A 15,631-nucleotide genomic window follows, 5' to 3' on the forward strand; every position below is an offset into this window, starting at 1 on the left:
TTGTTGACCGTATAGTCAGGAACTCGCACGCAGTGGATTATGCTTTTGTGTACAAATAAAGCAAATATTGTTTTGGTTTTTGTTGCCGATTTTTTTGCCGATAGGGATATATGACTATCAGGATGGCTTCGCGAGCAGGCTCGCTCACACAGGAGAATGCGTTCCAATGTGGGAGCGAGCCTGCTCGCGAAGAGGGCGGTCCTGTCAATCCAGATGCGGCTGATTCCCCCCAAGCGCCAGATTCACCGCCAACCACCCATTCACCGCCGCTTCCCCAGCCTCGGCAAATACCCGCTCGAGCAATTTCACCTGCTCACGGCGCAGCGCTTGCTCGAACTTCGCGCCTTCCGCCGTCAACTCAAGCAGGCGCTTACGCTTGTCCGTCTGCGAAGCGACGCTGTCGACCAGGTGCATCTCCTGCAACTGGCGCAGTGGCATGTTCAGCGCCTGTTTGCTCACGCCGAGTAAAGCGAGCAACTCTTTCACGCTGAGGTTCGGATAGCGCGCGATGAAAAACACGATGCGCTGATGCACCCGCGAGAGGCCGCGACGCTCGAGCATTTCATCAGCCTTGGCAGTGAATGCCTGATAGCCGAAGAAAAACGCTTCCATGGCCTGTTGCTGAGTAGAGGGGTTCTTAAGGTCAAGCATATTGACGTACTCGCTCAAGCTGTCGTAATTTCAGTCAACAAGTTTGACTCATTTCCTGCATGCCTTGCTACGGTGATCTCTATGGCTTTTTCCGAACGTGTCTCGCGCCTGAAAAGTTCTTTGATCCGAGAAATCCTCGCGGCGGCCCAGCGTCCGGAGGTCATGTCGTTCGCCGGCGGTTTGCCCGCTGAGGCGATGTTGCCGAAGGTGGAGTGGGACGAGATGCCGTTATCGCTGGGTCAGTACGGCATGAGCGAAGGCGAGCCGGCCTTGCGCGAAGCTTTGGCGGCAGAGGCGAGGGCGCTGGGCCTCGAGTGCGATGCGAGTCAGGTGCTGGTGGTCAGTGGTTCCCAGCAAACTCTGGATCTGGCGGCAAAACTGTATATCGACAAGGGCACGGAAATTTTGCTGGAGGCGCCGACTTATCTGGCCGCGCTGCAAATTTTCCAGCTGTTCGGCGCCGATTGCCTGACCGTGCCGCAGGAAGCGGACGGCCCCAACCTCGCGCAATTGCGTAATCGTTTAGAACAGCATCGCCCGGCGTTTATCTACCTGATCCCGACGTTCCAGAATCCATCCGCCGTGCGCTACAGCGAGGCCAAGCGCGCAGCGGTTGCGGCATTGCTCGATGAATTTGGCGTCACACTGATCGAAGACGAGCCATACCGCGAACTGACTTTCGATGGTGGCAGCGCAAAATCGATTGCGGCGCGCCTGAACAAAGCCAGCTGGATCTACACCGGCACCGTGTCGAAAACCTTGCTCCCGGGTTTACGTGTTGGCTACTTGATCGCCAGTGCGGATCTGTTCCCGCACCTGCTCAAGCTCAAGCAATCGGCGGATCTGCACACCAATCGCATCGGGCAGTGGCAGGCGCTGCAATGGATCGGCTCGCAGAAGTATCAACAGCATTTGAGCGAGTTGCGGGATTTCTATCGGCAGCGGCGAGATGCGTTTCAACTGGCGCTGGAAATGCATTTTACCGATCTGGCTGAGTGGAACATGCCCCAGGGCGGGCTGTTCTTCTGGCTGACGCTGAAGCAACCGCTGGATACGCGCACTTTGCTCAATGAGGCGTTGGCCAATGATGTGGCATTCATGCCCGGTGAACCGTTCTTTCCCGAGCCGGACAAGCATCATGGGCATTTGCGCTTGAACTTCAGCCACATTGATCCGTCGCGGCTGGATGAGGGGTTGAAGCGGTTGGCGGCGGTGGTGCGGCGGGCGCAGATGGAAAGGGCGGCCTAGCAAAAACGCCGGCTTAAGGGCCGGCGTTGTCAGTGCGGGCCTCTTCGCGAGCAGGCTCGCTCCCACAAAATGGAATGCGTTTCAAGGGTGGGAGCGAGCGCGCTCGCGAAGGCGGCTATCGCTCCAACCCGTTAACATCAGACCGCCGCAAACCGCTTATCCAAATAATCAATAATCACCTTGGATTCATACATCCAGGTTGTCTGCCCGTTCTCTTCAATTCGCAGGCAAGGCACTTTGATTCGGCCACCCTGTTCCAGCAGGGTCTGGCGATCCTGCTCGTTGTTCTTCGCGTCTTTCAGCGCCACCGGCACATTCAGGCGATGCAGGGCGCGGCGGGTTTTCACGCAGAACGGGCAGGCGTGAAATTGGTACAGGGTCAGATCTTTCGCGGCAGCGTCGACTTGTGCCTGAGCAGCAGCGGGGCGTTTTGTCTTGCCCGGGCGGGTGATGAAATCGATGAAGATAACCAGTTGGCCGAGGCCGACACGAAGCGCTTTGACGAACACGTTGAAAGCCTCACGGTGCAAATGAAGAAGGCGCGCAGCTTACCCGATTTTTCACGGGCGAAAAAAAACCGGCGATCAACGCCGGCTCTTTTCTGTTGCGAATTACTTGATGAGGCTGAGGAATTCGCTACGGGTTGCCGCGTTTTCACGGAATTCACCGAGCATCACCGAAGTGATCATCGACGAATTCTGCTTTTCGACGCCGCGCATCATCATGCACATGTGCTTGGCTTCGATCACCACGGCCACGCCCAGCGCGCCGGTGACTTGCTGCACCGCATCGGCGATCTGGCGGCTGAGGTTTTCCTGAATCTGCAGGCGGCGCGCGTACATATCGACGATCCGCGCAACCTTCGACAGGCCCAGCACTTTGCCGCTCGGGATATAGGCGACATGCGCCTTGCCGATGAACGGCAGCAAGTGGTGTTCGCACAACGAATACAGCTCGATGTCCTTGACCAGCACCATTTCGCTGTTGTCGGAGCTGAACAGGGCACCGTTGGTGACCTCTTCGAGCGTCTGTGCATAACCGCGGCAGAGGTACTGCATGGCTTTGGCGGCACGCTTTGGCGTGTCGAGCAGGCCCTCGCGGGAGACGTCCTCGCCCAATTGGCCGAGAATCGCGGTGTAATTCTGTTCCAGGGACATGAAACTACCTGTGGGGATTTTCGCAAAGGGCAAGGGTACGGTGGCGGACACAACCCTGCAAGTTCGGTGTGATGGCTTTATTCGTCGCGGCCTTCCATCATCGTCCGTTTCAGCATCACATAAACCGCGCCGGCGCCGCCGTGACGGGCCTGGCAGGAGCAAAAGCCGAGGACTTGGGCGTGCTGGCGCAGCCAGGTGTTGACATGGCTTTTGAGCATTGGCCGCTTGCCATCGAGGCGCACGGCCTTGCCGTGAGTCACGCGCACGCAGCGGATTTCGAACTTGGTCGCTTCGGCGAGAAAGGCCCAAAGCGTCTCCCGGGCCTTTTCCACGCTCATGCCGTGCAGGTCGAGGCTGCCTTCGAACGGGATCTGCCCGACCTTGAGCTTGCGCATCTGGCTTTCCTGCACGCCGTCGCGGGACCACATCAGTTCGTCTTCCGGGCCGACGTCGATCACGAACTGGTCGGACAAGCCATCAATGATAGTGGTGTCGCTGCGCACGGTGGCGGACTGACGCAGCTTGGCAATTTGCGCGCGGTCAGCCTTGGGTTTGCCGGTGTCGGCGCGGTCGTGCTTGATCGGCTTGACGCCCTGGATCGCACTTTTGAACAGAGAAAAATCGTCGTCTTGCATGTCAGCCTCCGCGAAGGGCGGCCAGTTTACCCAAGTCGACAGAAAACGGCCCGGCAAAAAGCCAGGCCGTTGGGTCAGTCGTGTTTTTTCATCAGATGCGGGGCCATGTTCAGTTCCCGCGATTGCCGTGCGCGACGGCGGCAGCGGCGCCACAGGGCAACGCCGAAATACAGAAACAGCAAGCCGACGGCGAGCATGATTGCCGAGCCCAGCGGTGACGCGTTCAGGTCACCCAGCGCCGGCGGGCGGCCGAGCAGGCTGGCTGCCCCGGCCATCGCCAGCAGCACGCCGAACGTAGCCAGAATGGCCGAGATCGCCGCGCCAAATCGAAAACGCCAGTTGCTTTGGCCTTTGGGCCGCAAACGGCGTGCGTCAAATCCATCGGATAACTTCATTCCGACCTTCCTCAATGGTATCGGCCCTTCGACCGGGAGTTGACCGGGTTGTTCCTGAGGCTATGGCATTTGCGGCAAATCAGCGGATATAGCGGATGAGCGGCGCCAACGCACCGCTCGCAAGGGCAGGATCAGATCAGGTCCTGAGTCTTGGCCAGCGTGGCGAAGTTGTCGGCCATGATCGCCATTTCCGCTTCCTGCACGCGTTCGGCGCTGAGTACACCGCCCTTGAACGGCAGATCGCGTGTCGCGCAGGCGTCTTCGACCAGGGTGCAGCGGAAACCGAGATTCTTCGCCGCGCGCACGGTGGTGCTGACGCTGGAGTGACTCATGAAACCGCAAACGATCAGGTCCAGCGAGCCGAGGTTCTGCAGGCGCTCGAGCAGTTCGGTGCCATGGAACGCGCTCGGCAGCAGTTTGCCGATAATGGTTTCATCACCCTGTGGTTCCAGACCAGGGATGAACTCGCCACGTTCGCCCTGCGGGTCGAACAGGCCACCCACGGTGCCGAGATGACGCACGTGCACGATCGGCCGACCGGCGGCACGGGCTGCGGCAACCACTTGTTTGATGTTCGCGACGGCCGCGTCCATGCCGCTCAGGGCCAGCGGGCCACTGAGGTATTCCTTCTGGGCATCGATGATGACCACGGTGGCATGGCTCAGTGTGGCCGCTGCGTAACCGCGGCCGCTGAGTTGAAACATCGTTTTTGGAACGGACATTCTGGGGCTCCTCGGGGTGGGGCTTTTGCGACATTGTCCTCTGGCTGAGCGGTTCTGTGAATCGCTACCATCGTAGGCGCCGTCGTTCTTGGCCTGCAGCCTTGTCAAGTTACACGTTCCGTTCAATGCCTGATGCAAAAAAAAGAAAACTCCTACCGGAACCGCGTGGTTTTTCCTGCGTCGTCGTCGCGCGTTTTGGCTGCTAGAATCGCCAGTCGTTTTTTCTGGAGTTCTACGCCGTGATCACTTCCCGACTTCGTACCCTGCGCGACCACATCCGTTGGGCCGTCAGCCGCTTCCATGGGGAGGATCTGTTTTTCGGTCATGGCACCGACAACGCCTGGGACGAGGCGCGCCAGCTGGTGCTGGGCGCTTTGCACCTGCCTTGGGAAATCGCCGACAGCTATCTTGATTGCGCGCTGGAAGATGACGAACTGGTGAATCTGCAGCGCTTGCTCAAGCGCCGCATCGAGGATCGCGTTCCCACCGCCTATCTGCTCGGCGAGGCGTGGTTCTGCGGCATGTCGTTCATCGTCGACCCGCGCGTGTTGATCCCGCGTTCGCCGATTGGTGAACTGATCGAAAACCGCTTTGCGCCATGGATCGGCAACGAACCGGCGCGGATTCTCGACCTGTGCACTGGCTCCGGCTGCATCGGCATTGCTTGCGCTTACGAATTCCAGAATGCCGAGGTAGTGCTCGCGGACCTGTCGTTCGAGGCGCTGGAAGTGGCCAATCAGAACATCGAGCGCCATGGCGTCGATGAGCGCGTCTACACGGTGCAGGGTGATGGCTTCGATGGCTTGCCGGGTCAGCGTTTCGACCTGATCGTGTCGAACCCGCCCTACGTCGATGCGGAAGATTTCGCCGACATGCCGGACGAGTATCAGCACGAGCCTGAACTCGGTCTGGCCTGCGGTGATGATGGTCTGAATCTGGTCCGGCGCATGCTCGCCGAAGCGGCGGATCACCTGACCGAGAAAGGTTTGTTGATTGTCGAGGTGGGCAACAGCCAGGTGCACGTCGAGGCGTTGTACCCGGAAGTCGATTTCGCCTGGCTGGAGTTCCAGCGTGGTGGGCATGGCGTGTTCATGCTCACAGCCGAGCAGTGCCGCGCGCATCAGGCCCTGTTCGCCTCCCGCGTCTAAGGTTGTGACAGATCGTTCCCACGCTCCGCGTGGGAATGCATCAATGGACGCTCTGCGTCCGCTTTTGGGACGCGGAGCGTCCCGGGCTGCATTCCCACGCAGAGCATGGGAACGATCAGTACGCGCTCAAGCCCTCAGCGGTGCGTAGCAATCCAGATCAACAACCCCGCCTGAAACACCGCAAATGCCACCAGGCACGTAATGGTGAAACGCAGCCCGGCGTCTTCACGCTTGAACTTGCTGACTTTTTCTTCCTGCTTCTTCAGTTTCACTTCCTGCTCGGCCAGGTTCTGTTCGGCCTGCTGGAGCATCTGCGCGGCTTCAAGAATTTCGACGATCTGCAGCTTTTCGCTGTTCCAGTCACCGAGCAGATCACCGACCTGCACGGCCTTGATGCTGCCTTTCAAATGCTGGGCATCGGCGTAAGCCACATCGAAACCGTGCACGCGCAGGAAATGGTCGCGGCGCAAGCGAGTGTCTTCGTTGAGCGCGTCCTTGTTGTTCAGGTCCATGCCGTCGACGGTGTAGCCGGGCCAGCGTTTTTTCGCCCAATTGATGCCTTGCGCAGCCATGAAGCGGCCGATACCGCGATTCAGCGGTTCAATCTGCAAGCCGCTATCGGGACCGAAGCTCACCCGTTTGCTCGCGTGGTCGACCCACACATCCAGATGATTCTGCTCTTTGCGCACGCGCTGGTTGGGCAGCTTGATCGCCATGCGCATCAGGCTGCGCTCTTTGCTGTTGCGCTCGGCGTAACCGAATTCGACAAAGCGCAACGGCCGGCCGCCGGTATTGCGGTCGGTCTGCAGCGGCGCCAGGCGGAGCATCTTGTGGTGCTCGGCCTGAACGTCCGCCCACGGCAGTTCGACCGCTGGCGATGCGTCTTTTTCAGCGCTGGTGTCGGGTGAAGTCTGGGTTTCAGTCATAACGGCGAGATCCTGTCCAAGCCCTGCTTGCCGCCAGACGTTGCGCTGGCGACAAAGGCTTATCGGCCGTTTTCTGTGAGGCTGGAGGGTAAAACGCAGTTAACTTGCACGAATTCCGTCAATAAATTCGATGACGGCGGCGCCCAGTTCGGCGGCCAGGGGCAAATTCGGGTCCTTGTAGGAGGCCAATTGCCGCTTCATGTCGTTGTGGACGATGCGCAGCACGTGATTCATACCGTCGATCACCGTCAGTTGCGCTTCCGGTTTCGCCGCCTTGAGCAGCTTCGCGTCCTCGGTGCCGACCTGAATGTCGTTGCTGCCCTGGACAATCAGCGCCGGCATTTTCAACTGGGCAAAGGCCTGCGCCGGGTCCTGACGGAACAGCGAAATCAGGTACGGCTGCACGCTCGGGCGAAAGATCACCTGCAACGGCTGCGGCACGTTGTCATCGGTATGGCCGGCCTTGAGGCTGTCGAGCAGTTCGTTGCTGCGCAGCATCAGTGGCGGCGGCAGGCTGCGCGCCAACTGTTCGCGGATTACCTGATCGACCGGGCGCGCGCTGCCGGACAGCGAGATCACCGCCGCTGCGTCCAGCTTCGGCGCGGCGAGGCTGGCAATCAGCGCGCCTTCGCTGTGGCCGAGCAGAATCAGTTTGCCGAAACGCGGATCGGCCTTGAGCTTCTGCCCCCACGCCACGGCGTCCGCCGCATAGCCTTCTACAGACAAATCACGTTCATCGGGAGCGGCCGCCAGGCTTGCCGCAACGCCACGCTTGTCGTAGCGCACGCTGGCGATGTTGTGTTTGGCCAGCACCCAGGCCAAGCGCTTGAGGCTGTCATTGCGTCCGCCGTCGGGGTTGTTTCCATCGCGATCTGTAGGACCTGAGCCAGAAATCATCAGAACAATCGGCACCGGGCTGTCGGACTTGGGCAGCAACAGCGAACCGAAAAGTTCGCCGCTGCCGGTGTCCAGAGTGACCGGGCGCTGTAGGACTGTCGCTTGGGCAAAGCCGGTAAAGAGGGTAAGACTCAAGATCAGAACTCGCAGCATCATCACGCCATCATTGGTCAAGGTGCCGGTTGGACTCGCCAGCACCACTAAGGTTCGAGGATGAACTACTCGGTTAGCCTGCGTATACTGGCGCGCATCAAGAATTCGGGTTTGATTTCACGGAGCGTCCTGCATGTCCGGCAATACCTACGGCAAGTTGTTCACTGTCACCACCGCTGGCGAAAGCCATGGTCCGGCGTTGGTCGCCATTGTCGACGGCTGCCCGCCGGGCCTGGAGATTTCCCTGGAAGATCTGCAGCGCGACCTCGATCGCCGCAAGCCTGGCACCAGCCGCCACACCACCCAGCGCCAGGAAGCCGATGAAGTCGAAATCCTCTCCGGCGTGTTCGAGGGTCGCACCACCGGTTGCTCGATCGGCCTGCTGATTCGCAATACCGACCAGAAGTCCAAGGACTACTCGGCGATCAAGGACCTGTTCCGCCCGGCTCACGCCGACTACACCTATCACCATAAATACGGCGAACGCGATTATCGCGGCGGTGGCCGCAGTTCCGCGCGGGAAACCGCCATGCGCGTGGCGGCCGGTGCGATCGCCAAGAAGTATCTGGCCAGTCAGGGCATCGTCATTCGCGGTTACATGAGCCAGCTCGGCCCGATCGAAATTCCGTTCAAGACCTGGGATTCGGTCGAAGAAAACGCCTTTTTCAGTCCTGACCCGGACAAGGTCCCGGAGCTGGAAGCGTACATGGACCAGTTGCGCCGCGATCAGGACTCGGTCGGGGCGAAGATCACCGTGGTCGCCGAAGGCGTGATGCCGGGTCTTGGCGAACCGATTTTCGACCGCCTCGACGCCGAACTGGCCCACGCGCTGATGAGCATCAACGCGGTCAAAGGCGTGGAGATCGGCGCCGGGTTCGCCTGTGTCGCCCAGCGTGGTACCGAACACCGCGATGAACTGACGCCGGAAGGATTCCTCAGCAACAACGCCGGCGGCATCCTCGGCGGTATCTCGTCCGGCCAGCCAATCGTTGCGCATCTGGCATTGAAACCGACCTCGAGCATCACCACCCCGGGCCGCTCGATCGACGTGAATGGCAACCCGGTCGATGTGATCACCAAGGGGCGTCACGACCCATGCGTCGGCATCCGCGCGACGCCGATCGCCGAAGCGATGATGGCCATCGTGCTGATGGATCACCTGCTGCGCCACCGTGGGCAGAACGCCGATGTGCGCGTGAGCACGCCGGTGCTGGGCCAGCTCTGATGGCCGCGCTCAAAGCCGTCGCGGCATAACCGGCGTGGCGGCGCTTCCTTACTGGCGGTTGTCCAGTTTCTATCTGTTCTATTTCGCCTTGCTCGGATCGACAGCGCCATTTCTGGCGCTGTACTTCGATCACCTCGGCTTCAGCGCCGCACGCATCGGCGAGCTGGTGGCGATTCCGATGCTGATGCGCTGCGTGGCGCCGAACATCTGGGGCTGGCTCGGCGATTACACCGGCAGGCGTCTGGCCATCGTGCGCTTCGGTGCGGTGTGCACGTTGCTGACCTTTTCGCTGATTCTCGTCAGCCAGACCTACGCCTGGCTGGCGATGGTCATGGCCCTGCATGCGTTCTTCTGGCACGCGGTGCTGCCGCAGTTCGAAGTCATCACCCTCGCGCATTTGCAGGGGCAGACCTCGCGTTACAGCCAGATTCGCCTGTGGGGCTCGATCGGTTTCATCATCACTGTGGTAGTGCTGGGGCGGCTGTTCGAATGGCTGAGTCTGGACATCTACCCGGCGGCACTGATGCTGATCATGGCCGGTATCGTTCTCAGCAGCCTGTGGGTGCCGAATGCGCAGCCCGCGCAAGGCAATCGGCCGACGGGTGAGGGCTTCCTCAAGCAATTGCGTCATCCCGGCGTGCTGGCGTTTTATGCTTGCGTCGCGCTGATGCAGGTCAGCCACGGGCCGTATTACACCTTTCTGACTTTGCACCTTGAACGCCTCGGTTACAGCCGTGGCGTCATCGGCATGCTCTGGGCCGTGGGTGTGGTGGCGGAAGTGCTGATGTTCATGGCCATGAGTCGCATTCTGGCGCGCTTTTCCCTGCGCCGGGTGCTGCTGGCGAGCTTCCTTCTGGCGGCGTTGCGTTGGGTGCTGCTCGGTTCGTTTGCGGAGTTTCTCTGGGTGTTGTTGTTTGCCCAGGTGTTGCATGCAGCGACATTCGGCAGCTTTCATGCGGCTGCCATCGCTTTCGTGCAACGTAGTTTCGGCGCCCGCCAGCAAGGCCAGGGCCAGGCGCTGTATGCGGCACTGGCCGGCACCGGCGGGGCGCTCGGCGCGCTGTATTCCGGCTACAGCTGGAATGCCCTCGGCGCAACATTGACCTTTAGTATTGCCAGTCTCGCAGCGCTTGCCGCTGCCGTTATCATTGCCACATGTATGCAAGAGGACAGGCCATGAGCCTTAGTCGTGAACAGCTCGCCCAGCAGATCGTTGACGCCGGGCGTTTTCTATATGGCCGTGGCTGGTCGCCAGCTACCAGCAGCAACTATTCGACACGCCTGTCGCCGAGCGAAGCGCTGTTGACCGTATCGGGCAAGCACAAGGGCCAGTTGGGTGTGGATGACGTGCTCGCTACCGATCTGTCCGGCAATAGCCTGGAGCCGGGCAAGCAACCCTCCGCCGAAACCTTGTTGCACACCCAGCTCTACAGTTGGCGCGCGGAAATCGGCGCGGTGTTGCACACCCACTCGGTGAACGCCACGGTGCTGTCGCGGCTGACCCCGGAAGATTTCATCGAGTTCGAAGACTACGAACTGCAAAAAGCCTTCAGCGGTATTTCCACCCATGAATCACGGGTGCGTGTGCCGATTTTCGACAACGATCAGGACATTGCGCGCCTCGCCGCCAAGGTGCAGCCTTGGCTCGACGCCCATCCCGATTGCGTCGGTTATCTGATTCGCGGCCATGGTCTCTACACATGGGGCGCGCAGATGAGCGACGCGCTGCGGCAGATCGAGGCTTTTGAATTCCTGTTTGAATGCGAGTTGAAAACCCGCAGCGTCATGAACCGCCAAGGCTGAGTTCATCTGAAACAGCCTGTTTGCCTGATGCCATGCGGCGCCCGACCGGTCTTCAAGAGCCGGACGGCGCCGCCGCTACCGAGGAATTGCCCATGAGCAGCCTGTCCGTTTATCACGTTTCCAGCCCTGAGATTCCCAATAAGGTGCTGACCCATTTCGAAGATATCGCCTCGACGCTGGCCGAGCAGGGCGTGCGTTTCGACCGCTGGCAGGCCGCCGCGAAGATTCAGCCCGGCGCCAGTCAGGAAGAGGTCATCAGCGCTTATAAAGAGCAGATCGACAAACTGATGACTGAGCGCGGTTACATTACGGTCGATGTGATCAGCCTCAACAGTGATCATCCGCAAAAAGCCGAGCTGCGCGCCAAGTTCCTCGAAGAGCACCGCCATGGCGAAGACGAAGTGCGATTTTTCGTCGCCGGTCGTGGCTTGTTTACCCTGCATATCGACGATTACGTCTATGCCGTGCTTTGCGAGAAAAATGATCTGATCTCGGTTCCCGCCGGCACCAAGCACTGGTTCGACATGGGCGAGCATCCGCATTTCGTAGCGATTCGTCTGTTCAACAACCCGGAAGGCTGGGTTGCCAATTTCACCGGCGAAGACATCGCCGGTCGTTTCCCGCGTCTGGAGGACTGAAACCGTGTCGATCAAAGCCATCCTCACCGACATCGAAGGCACCACCAGCGCGGTGAGTTTCGTCTTCGACGTACTGTTTCCCTACGCCGCCGAACACTTGCCCGACTTTGTGCGCCAGACCGCATCGCGTGCCGATGTCGCCGAACAGCTTGACGCCGTGCGCCGAGACAGCAATGAGCCGCAGGCCGATGTTGAACGGGTTGTTGAAATCCTCTTGAGCTGGATCGCTGAAGACCGCAAAGCCACGACGCTCAAGGCGTTGCAAGGCATGGTCTGGGCGCAGGGCTATCAGGCCGGGCAGTTGAAGGGGCATGTCTATCCTGATGCCGTTGAAGCGCTGCAACGTTGGCATGCGGCCGGTTATCAACTGTTTGTTTACTCGTCCGGCTCGATCCAGGCGCAGAAGCTGATCTTCGGTTGCTCCGAGGCGGGAGATCTGACACCGCTGTTCAGCGGCTATTTCGACACCACATCAGGGCCGAAGCGTGAGGCGCAGTCCTACCGCAACATTCAGCAGGCAGTGGGTGTTGAAGCCGATGAAATCCTGTTCTTGTCGGACATCGTCGAAGAGCTCGACGCTGCCCAGTCAGCCGGCATGAAAACCTGTGGCCTGGCGCGTGAAGGCGGAGAGTTGGCAGGACACGTGACGGTGGACAGCTTTACCGGGATCGAACCGGAAGCGTTCTGACCATTACACAAATCCCTGTAGGAGCTGTCGAGTGAAACGAGGCTGCGATCTTTCGATTTAGGCATGAAATCAAGATCAAAACATCGCAGCGTATCGCAGCTCCTACAAAAATCATGCGCACAAAAAACAGGCCGTGAAGCGCATGCTCCACGGCCTGTTTTTGTTTAAAGCCAATTACAGCGAGTGATAGGTCGGCAGAGCAAAACGCTGCTGGCTCTGCAGCATCGCAATTTGCGGCAGCTCGCTGGCTTGTTCGGCCAGGTCGCGGCGGATCGCGCTGATCGCCCACGACAGTTGGTCACCGGCATGCAGTTGCTGATACGAGAGGGCGCGTTTGAAGACTTTGCCGTCGCTGCTACGCAGAGTGAGCAGGATGCCACCGTCAGGACGCGGGGCAGTGCTGACTTCGTAGTTGGAGAACAGCGATGTAAATTTTTCTTGAATCAGGCTCATGTCATCAGCTCCGTATGTACTTGAATGGCAAGCATGCGGAGGTAGTTGCAGCGTTTGTGCCAGCATTGCTTCGAATAAAATCCCTTTTAAATCAACAAGTTGAAGACATTGCATTTTGCAGGCGTCGTGCAATCTGCATGAATGGCCATCGTGCATCCTGCATTTTGCGTGATTTTTCTCCGTACAACGGAACCAAACGTCCGTACCAGAATCCGCTCTTCCCCGTAGGCGCGGCGGGATACAAATCATTGCAAAAACCGCGTGTACAGCCCCGCGAGCACTGACGTACTTTCCTTCTCGACCCACGATGTAAACGCGTCGGTCGCAGTCATTACCCGATAACAAGAACAGCGGTCTGCACGTCAAGATCGAACGGGGAGCTTTCATGCGTCACGCACCAAGCGACACGATTACCTGGGGCATGATGCTCCGCAAACTGCCGATAATCGCCAAGGCCATCCCCCGGGTGGTCAAAGGCATGAAAGTGGCCAACGTTACGGATCCGACCCAAACGTGTGGCCTGGGCTGGACGTTCGAGCAGGCGACGCTGCGCAATCCCGATGGTGTGGCGTTATTGCAGGGCGACGTGGCGTTGACCTACACACAGGTCAACCAGTGGGCCAATCGCATTGCGCATTATCTGAGCGAGCAAGGTATCGGCAAAGGCGATGTGGTCGCGGTGTTCATCGAGAACCGTGCGGAATTACTGGTGACAATCCTGGCGCTGGCCAAGCTCGGCGCGGTCAGTGCGCTGCTCAACACCTCATTGATGCGCGACACGCTTGTTCACAGCATCAATCTGGTTGCGCCTGCGGCCATCGTGGTCGGGGAAGAACTGACCGCTGCCTATGCCGGCGTGCGTGATCAGGTAGCGATCGCAGCGCCCCGCACCTGGTTTGTCGCTGATCAGGACACATACAGCCACCCGGGCATCGCGCCCGAGGATTACGTCAATCTGATCAGCGCCAGTGCTGACGCCAGCAGCGATAACCCGCCGAGCAGCGCGCAAGTATTCTTCGACGATCCGTGTTTCTACATCTACACCTCCGGCACCACCGGTCTGCCCAAGGCCGGGGTTTTCAAGCACGGACGGTGGATGCGCAGTTCGGCGAGCTTCGGCATGATCGCCCTCGATATGCGCCCGGATGATGTCGTTTACTGCACCTTGCCGCTGTATCACGCCACAGGTCTGTGCGTGTGTTGGGGATCGGCGATCAACGGCGCCTCGGGTTTCGCCATCCGCCGCAAATTCAGCGCCAGCCAGTTCTGGAATGATGTGCGCCGCTATCGCGCGACCACCATCGGCTATGTTGGCGAATTGTGCCGCTACCTGGTCGAGCAACCGGTCAGCGTCGATGACAGCCGTCACGATGTGCGCAAGATGATCGGCAATGGCCTGCGTCCTGGTGCTTGGGCCGAGTTCAAATCACGTTTTGCGGTGGAGCATATCTGTGAGCTGTACGCGGCCAGCGACGGCAACATCGGTTTCACCAACATCCTCAATTTCGACAACACCGTCGGGTTTTCGCTGATGGCCTGGGAACTGGTCGCTTACGACCATGACAGTGGCGAACCGTTGCGCGGCGAAGATGGTTTCATGCGCAAGGTCGGCAAGGGCGAGCAAGGCCTGCTGCTGGCGCGGATCGACGACAAAGCGCCGCTGGACGGTTACACCGATCCGCAGAAAACCGCGCGCGTCGTCCTCCACGATGTGTTCAACAAGGGCGATCGCTTTTTCAACACCGGCGACCTGCTGCGCAACATCGGTTTCGGCCATGCTCAATTTGTTGATCGCCTCGGCGATACGTATCGCTGGAAGGGTGAAAACGTGTCGACCACCGAAGTCGAAAACCTGTTGCTGCAACATCCATTGATTGCTGAAGCTGTGGCCTACGGTGTCGAAATCCCCAACACCAACGGGCGCGCCGGAATGGCCGCCATCACTCCTGCGGAATCCTTGGCCACGCTGGATTTCGCTGAATTGCTGAGTTTCGTCCGGCAACGTATGCCGGCTTATGCCGTGCCGTTGTTCCTGCGGGTGAAAGTGAAAATGGAAACCACCGGGACCTTCAAATACCAGAAGACTCGCCTGAAAACGGAAGGCTTTGACCCCGGGCTTACGGGCGATGATCCGATCTTCGCCTGGTTGCCCGGCAGCGAAACTTACGTGCATGTCAGTGAGCAAATCCTCGCTGAAATTCAACAAGGCAAACATCGGTATTGAGCGTGGCTATCGGGACGCTCGGAAAAAACCGAGTGACAGGCACCGTCGCGCTCGGGAAACTGTCGGCTTTCCGATAGACCGAAATGGAGTGCCACATGTCTGACCAAAGCCGCCAGATGACCCCTGAGGAAGCTGCCGAATTCACCGAGCAGGTTTTCAACAAGGCGCGCGACGGTGATGCCGAGATGCTTGATCGCCTTGTCTCCGCCGGACTGCCGGTGAACCTGAAAAACAGCAAGGGCGACACCCTGTTGATGCTCGCCAGCTACTACGGCCATGTTGATGCGGTGAAGGTTCTGCTCAAACACAAAGCCGATCCGGAAATGCGTAATGGCAACGGCCAGAGCCCGATTGCCGGCGCTGCGTTCAAAGGCGATCTGGCGGTGGTCAAGGCGCTGGTCGAGGCGGGCGCCGAGATTGAAGGTTCTTCCTTCGACGGCCGCACGGCGCTGATGATGGCGGCGATGTTCAACCGCGTTGAAATCGTCGATTACCTGATCGGCCAGGGTGCTGACCCGAGAGCCAAGGACGCCAATGGCGTGACCGCGCTGGATGCGGCGCGGACCATGGGTGCAGTCGATACCACTGCGCAGCTGGAAAAGTTGTTGGCCTGATAAACGATCAAAAAATCGCAGCCTGCGGCAGCTCCTACACTTGATGCGTTCGCC

Annotated in this window: 18 protein-coding genes; 9 read left to right on the forward strand and 9 right to left on the reverse strand. The window is 59.4% G+C overall.

Features of this window, described 5'->3' with window-relative positions; genetic code table 11:
• Window positions 1-204: 204 nt before the first annotated feature.
• A complete protein-coding gene (locus tag AB9L16_RS07890; protein WP_041479388.1) occupies window positions 205-651 on the reverse strand; it encodes a MarR family winged helix-turn-helix transcriptional regulator in 447 nt (148 codons plus the stop codon).
• An 81-nt stretch (window positions 652-732) separates the two neighbouring features.
• On the opposite strand from AB9L16_RS07890, the gene AB9L16_RS07895 reads away from it, so the two are divergent.
• Entirely contained in the window at window positions 733-1,899 is a 1,167-nt protein-coding gene (locus tag AB9L16_RS07895; protein ID WP_375123325.1) for a PLP-dependent aminotransferase family protein, read from the forward strand.
• Between the two features lie 137 nt (window positions 1,900-2,036).
• On the opposite strand, the gene AB9L16_RS07900 is transcribed toward AB9L16_RS07895, so the two are convergent.
• From AB9L16_RS07900 to AB9L16_RS07920, 5 genes are all read right to left on the reverse strand, one after another.
• Complete coding sequence (locus AB9L16_RS07900) at window positions 2,037-2,408, reverse strand: glutathione S-transferase N-terminal domain-containing protein (protein WP_041479340.1); 372 nt, start codon at window positions 2,406-2,408, stop codon at window positions 2,037-2,039.
• A 102-nt stretch (window positions 2,409-2,510) separates the two neighbouring features.
• On the reverse strand, window positions 2,511-3,056 hold the full coding sequence (gene folE, locus AB9L16_RS07905; protein WP_011062625.1) for a GTP cyclohydrolase I FolE: 546 nt from the start codon (window positions 3,054-3,056) through the stop codon (window positions 2,511-2,513).
• Window positions 3,057-3,133: 77 nt separating this feature from the next.
• Window positions 3,134-3,691, reverse strand: a complete 558-nt coding sequence (locus AB9L16_RS07910; RefSeq protein WP_375123326.1) for a Smr/MutS family protein — start codon at window positions 3,689-3,691, stop codon at window positions 3,134-3,136.
• A 74-nt stretch (window positions 3,692-3,765) separates the two neighbouring features.
• Window positions 3,766-4,086, reverse strand: a complete 321-nt coding sequence (locus AB9L16_RS07915) for a hypothetical protein (protein WP_041479344.1) — start codon at window positions 4,084-4,086, stop codon at window positions 3,766-3,768.
• 131 nt (window positions 4,087-4,217) lie between these two features.
• Window positions 4,218-4,808, reverse strand: coding sequence for a cysteine hydrolase family protein (locus AB9L16_RS07920; RefSeq protein ID WP_016773772.1), 591 nt, complete (start codon window positions 4,806-4,808; stop codon window positions 4,218-4,220).
• 239 nt (window positions 4,809-5,047) lie between these two features.
• Here AB9L16_RS07920 and prmB point away from each other — a divergent pair, with 239 nt between their 5' ends.
• Entirely contained in the window at window positions 5,048-5,956 is a 909-nt protein-coding gene (gene prmB / locus AB9L16_RS07925) for a 50S ribosomal protein L3 N(5)-glutamine methyltransferase (RefSeq protein WP_016773773.1), read from the forward strand.
• A gap of 134 nt (window positions 5,957-6,090) precedes the next feature.
• Here the strand turns inward: prmB and AB9L16_RS07930 are convergent, their stop codons facing one another.
• Complete coding sequence (locus AB9L16_RS07930; RefSeq protein WP_056784049.1) at window positions 6,091-6,882, reverse strand: hypothetical protein; 792 nt, start codon at window positions 6,880-6,882, stop codon at window positions 6,091-6,093.
• A 99-nt stretch (window positions 6,883-6,981) separates the two neighbouring features.
• Window positions 6,982-7,935, reverse strand: a complete 954-nt coding sequence (locus AB9L16_RS07935) for an alpha/beta hydrolase (protein ID WP_056786766.1) — start codon at window positions 7,933-7,935, stop codon at window positions 6,982-6,984.
• Between the two features lie 130 nt (window positions 7,936-8,065).
• Between AB9L16_RS07935 and aroC the strand changes: the two genes are divergently transcribed.
• From aroC to mtnC, 5 genes are all read left to right on the forward strand, one after another.
• Window positions 8,066-9,157 carry a chorismate synthase gene (aroC, locus tag AB9L16_RS07940; protein ID WP_024012223.1) on the forward strand — a complete coding sequence of 364 codons (1,092 nt, stop codon included), beginning with the start codon at window positions 8,066-8,068 and terminating at the stop codon, window positions 9,155-9,157.
• Window positions 9,158-9,191: 34 nt separating this feature from the next.
• Window positions 9,192-10,337, forward strand: coding sequence for an MFS transporter (locus AB9L16_RS07945; RefSeq protein ID WP_375123327.1), 1,146 nt, complete (start codon window positions 9,192-9,194; stop codon window positions 10,335-10,337).
• Window positions 10,334-10,960: a methylthioribulose 1-phosphate dehydratase gene (locus tag AB9L16_RS07950; RefSeq protein ID WP_323621567.1), complete on the forward strand. Its 627-nt coding sequence runs from the start codon at window positions 10,334-10,336 to the stop codon at window positions 10,958-10,960. The genes AB9L16_RS07945 and AB9L16_RS07950 overlap by 4 nt, the downstream gene beginning before the upstream one ends.
• A 92-nt stretch (window positions 10,961-11,052) precedes the next feature.
• Entirely contained in the window at window positions 11,053-11,598 is a 546-nt protein-coding gene (locus tag AB9L16_RS07955; RefSeq protein WP_038861971.1) for an acireductone dioxygenase, read from the forward strand.
• Between the two features lie 4 nt (window positions 11,599-11,602).
• Entirely contained in the window at window positions 11,603-12,286 is a 684-nt protein-coding gene (mtnC, locus tag AB9L16_RS07960; protein WP_375123328.1) for an acireductone synthase, read from the forward strand.
• A gap of 174 nt (window positions 12,287-12,460) precedes the next feature.
• Here the strand turns inward: mtnC and AB9L16_RS07965 are convergent, their stop codons facing one another.
• Window positions 12,461-12,739: a DUF3509 domain-containing protein gene (locus AB9L16_RS07965; protein ID WP_016773780.1), complete on the reverse strand. Its 279-nt coding sequence runs from the start codon at window positions 12,737-12,739 to the stop codon at window positions 12,461-12,463.
• Window positions 12,740-13,124: 385 nt separating this feature from the next.
• Here AB9L16_RS07965 and AB9L16_RS07970 point away from each other — a divergent pair, with 385 nt between their 5' ends.
• Window positions 13,125-14,963 carry a long-chain-acyl-CoA synthetase gene (locus tag AB9L16_RS07970; RefSeq protein ID WP_375123329.1) on the forward strand — a complete coding sequence of 613 codons (1,839 nt, stop codon included), beginning with the start codon at window positions 13,125-13,127 and terminating at the stop codon, window positions 14,961-14,963.
• 95 nt (window positions 14,964-15,058) lie between these two features.
• Window positions 15,059-15,577 (forward strand): ankyrin repeat domain-containing protein, encoded by a 519-nt coding sequence (locus AB9L16_RS07975; RefSeq protein ID WP_150741359.1) that lies wholly within the window; start codon window positions 15,059-15,061, stop codon window positions 15,575-15,577.
• The last annotated feature ends 54 nt before the right edge of the window (window positions 15,578-15,631 follow it).

Origin of the sequence: Pseudomonas sp. LW8 (genome assembly GCF_041956865.1) — a bacterium.
Lineage (GTDB): Bacteria > Pseudomonadota > Gammaproteobacteria > Pseudomonadales > Pseudomonadaceae > Aquipseudomonas > Aquipseudomonas siliginis.

What these genes read in the sequence shown, in the direction of transcription:
- folE (WP_011062625.1), bottom strand. Translation starts at nt 3,056, where the DNA reads ATGTCCCTGGAACAGAATTACACCGCGATTCTCGGCCAATTGGGCGAG.
- AB9L16_RS07975 (WP_150741359.1), top strand. Translation starts at nt 15,059, where the DNA reads ATGTCTGACCAAAGCCGCCAGATGACCCCTGAGGAAGCTGCCGAATTC.
- AB9L16_RS07965 (WP_016773780.1), bottom strand. Translation starts at nt 12,739, where the DNA reads ATGAGCCTGATTCAAGAAAAATTTACATCGCTGTTCTCCAACTACGAA.
- AB9L16_RS07895 (WP_375123325.1), top strand. Translation starts at nt 733, where the DNA reads ATGGCTTTTTCCGAACGTGTCTCGCGCCTGAAAAGTTCTTTGATCCGA.
- AB9L16_RS07955 (WP_038861971.1), top strand. Translation starts at nt 11,053, where the DNA reads ATGAGCAGCCTGTCCGTTTATCACGTTTCCAGCCCTGAGATTCCCAAT.
- AB9L16_RS07935 (WP_056786766.1), bottom strand. Translation starts at nt 7,935, where the DNA reads ATGATGCTGCGAGTTCTGATCTTGAGTCTTACCCTCTTTACCGGCTTT.
- AB9L16_RS07890 (WP_041479388.1), bottom strand. Translation starts at nt 651, where the DNA reads ATGCTTGACCTTAAGAACCCCTCTACTCAGCAACAGGCCATGGAAGCG.
- AB9L16_RS07915 (WP_041479344.1), bottom strand. Translation starts at nt 4,086, where the DNA reads ATGAAGTTATCCGATGGATTTGACGCACGCCGTTTGCGGCCCAAAGGC.
- AB9L16_RS07970 (WP_375123329.1), top strand. Translation starts at nt 13,125, where the DNA reads ATGCGTCACGCACCAAGCGACACGATTACCTGGGGCATGATGCTCCGC.
- AB9L16_RS07950 (WP_323621567.1), top strand. Translation starts at nt 10,334, where the DNA reads ATGAGCCTTAGTCGTGAACAGCTCGCCCAGCAGATCGTTGACGCCGGG.
- AB9L16_RS07910 (WP_375123326.1), bottom strand. Translation starts at nt 3,691, where the DNA reads ATGCAAGACGACGATTTTTCTCTGTTCAAAAGTGCGATCCAGGGCGTC.
- aroC (WP_024012223.1), top strand. Translation starts at nt 8,066, where the DNA reads ATGTCCGGCAATACCTACGGCAAGTTGTTCACTGTCACCACCGCTGGC.
- AB9L16_RS07930 (WP_056784049.1), bottom strand. Translation starts at nt 6,882, where the DNA reads ATGACTGAAACCCAGACTTCACCCGACACCAGCGCTGAAAAAGACGCA.
- AB9L16_RS07920 (WP_016773772.1), bottom strand. Translation starts at nt 4,808, where the DNA reads ATGTCCGTTCCAAAAACGATGTTTCAACTCAGCGGCCGCGGTTACGCA.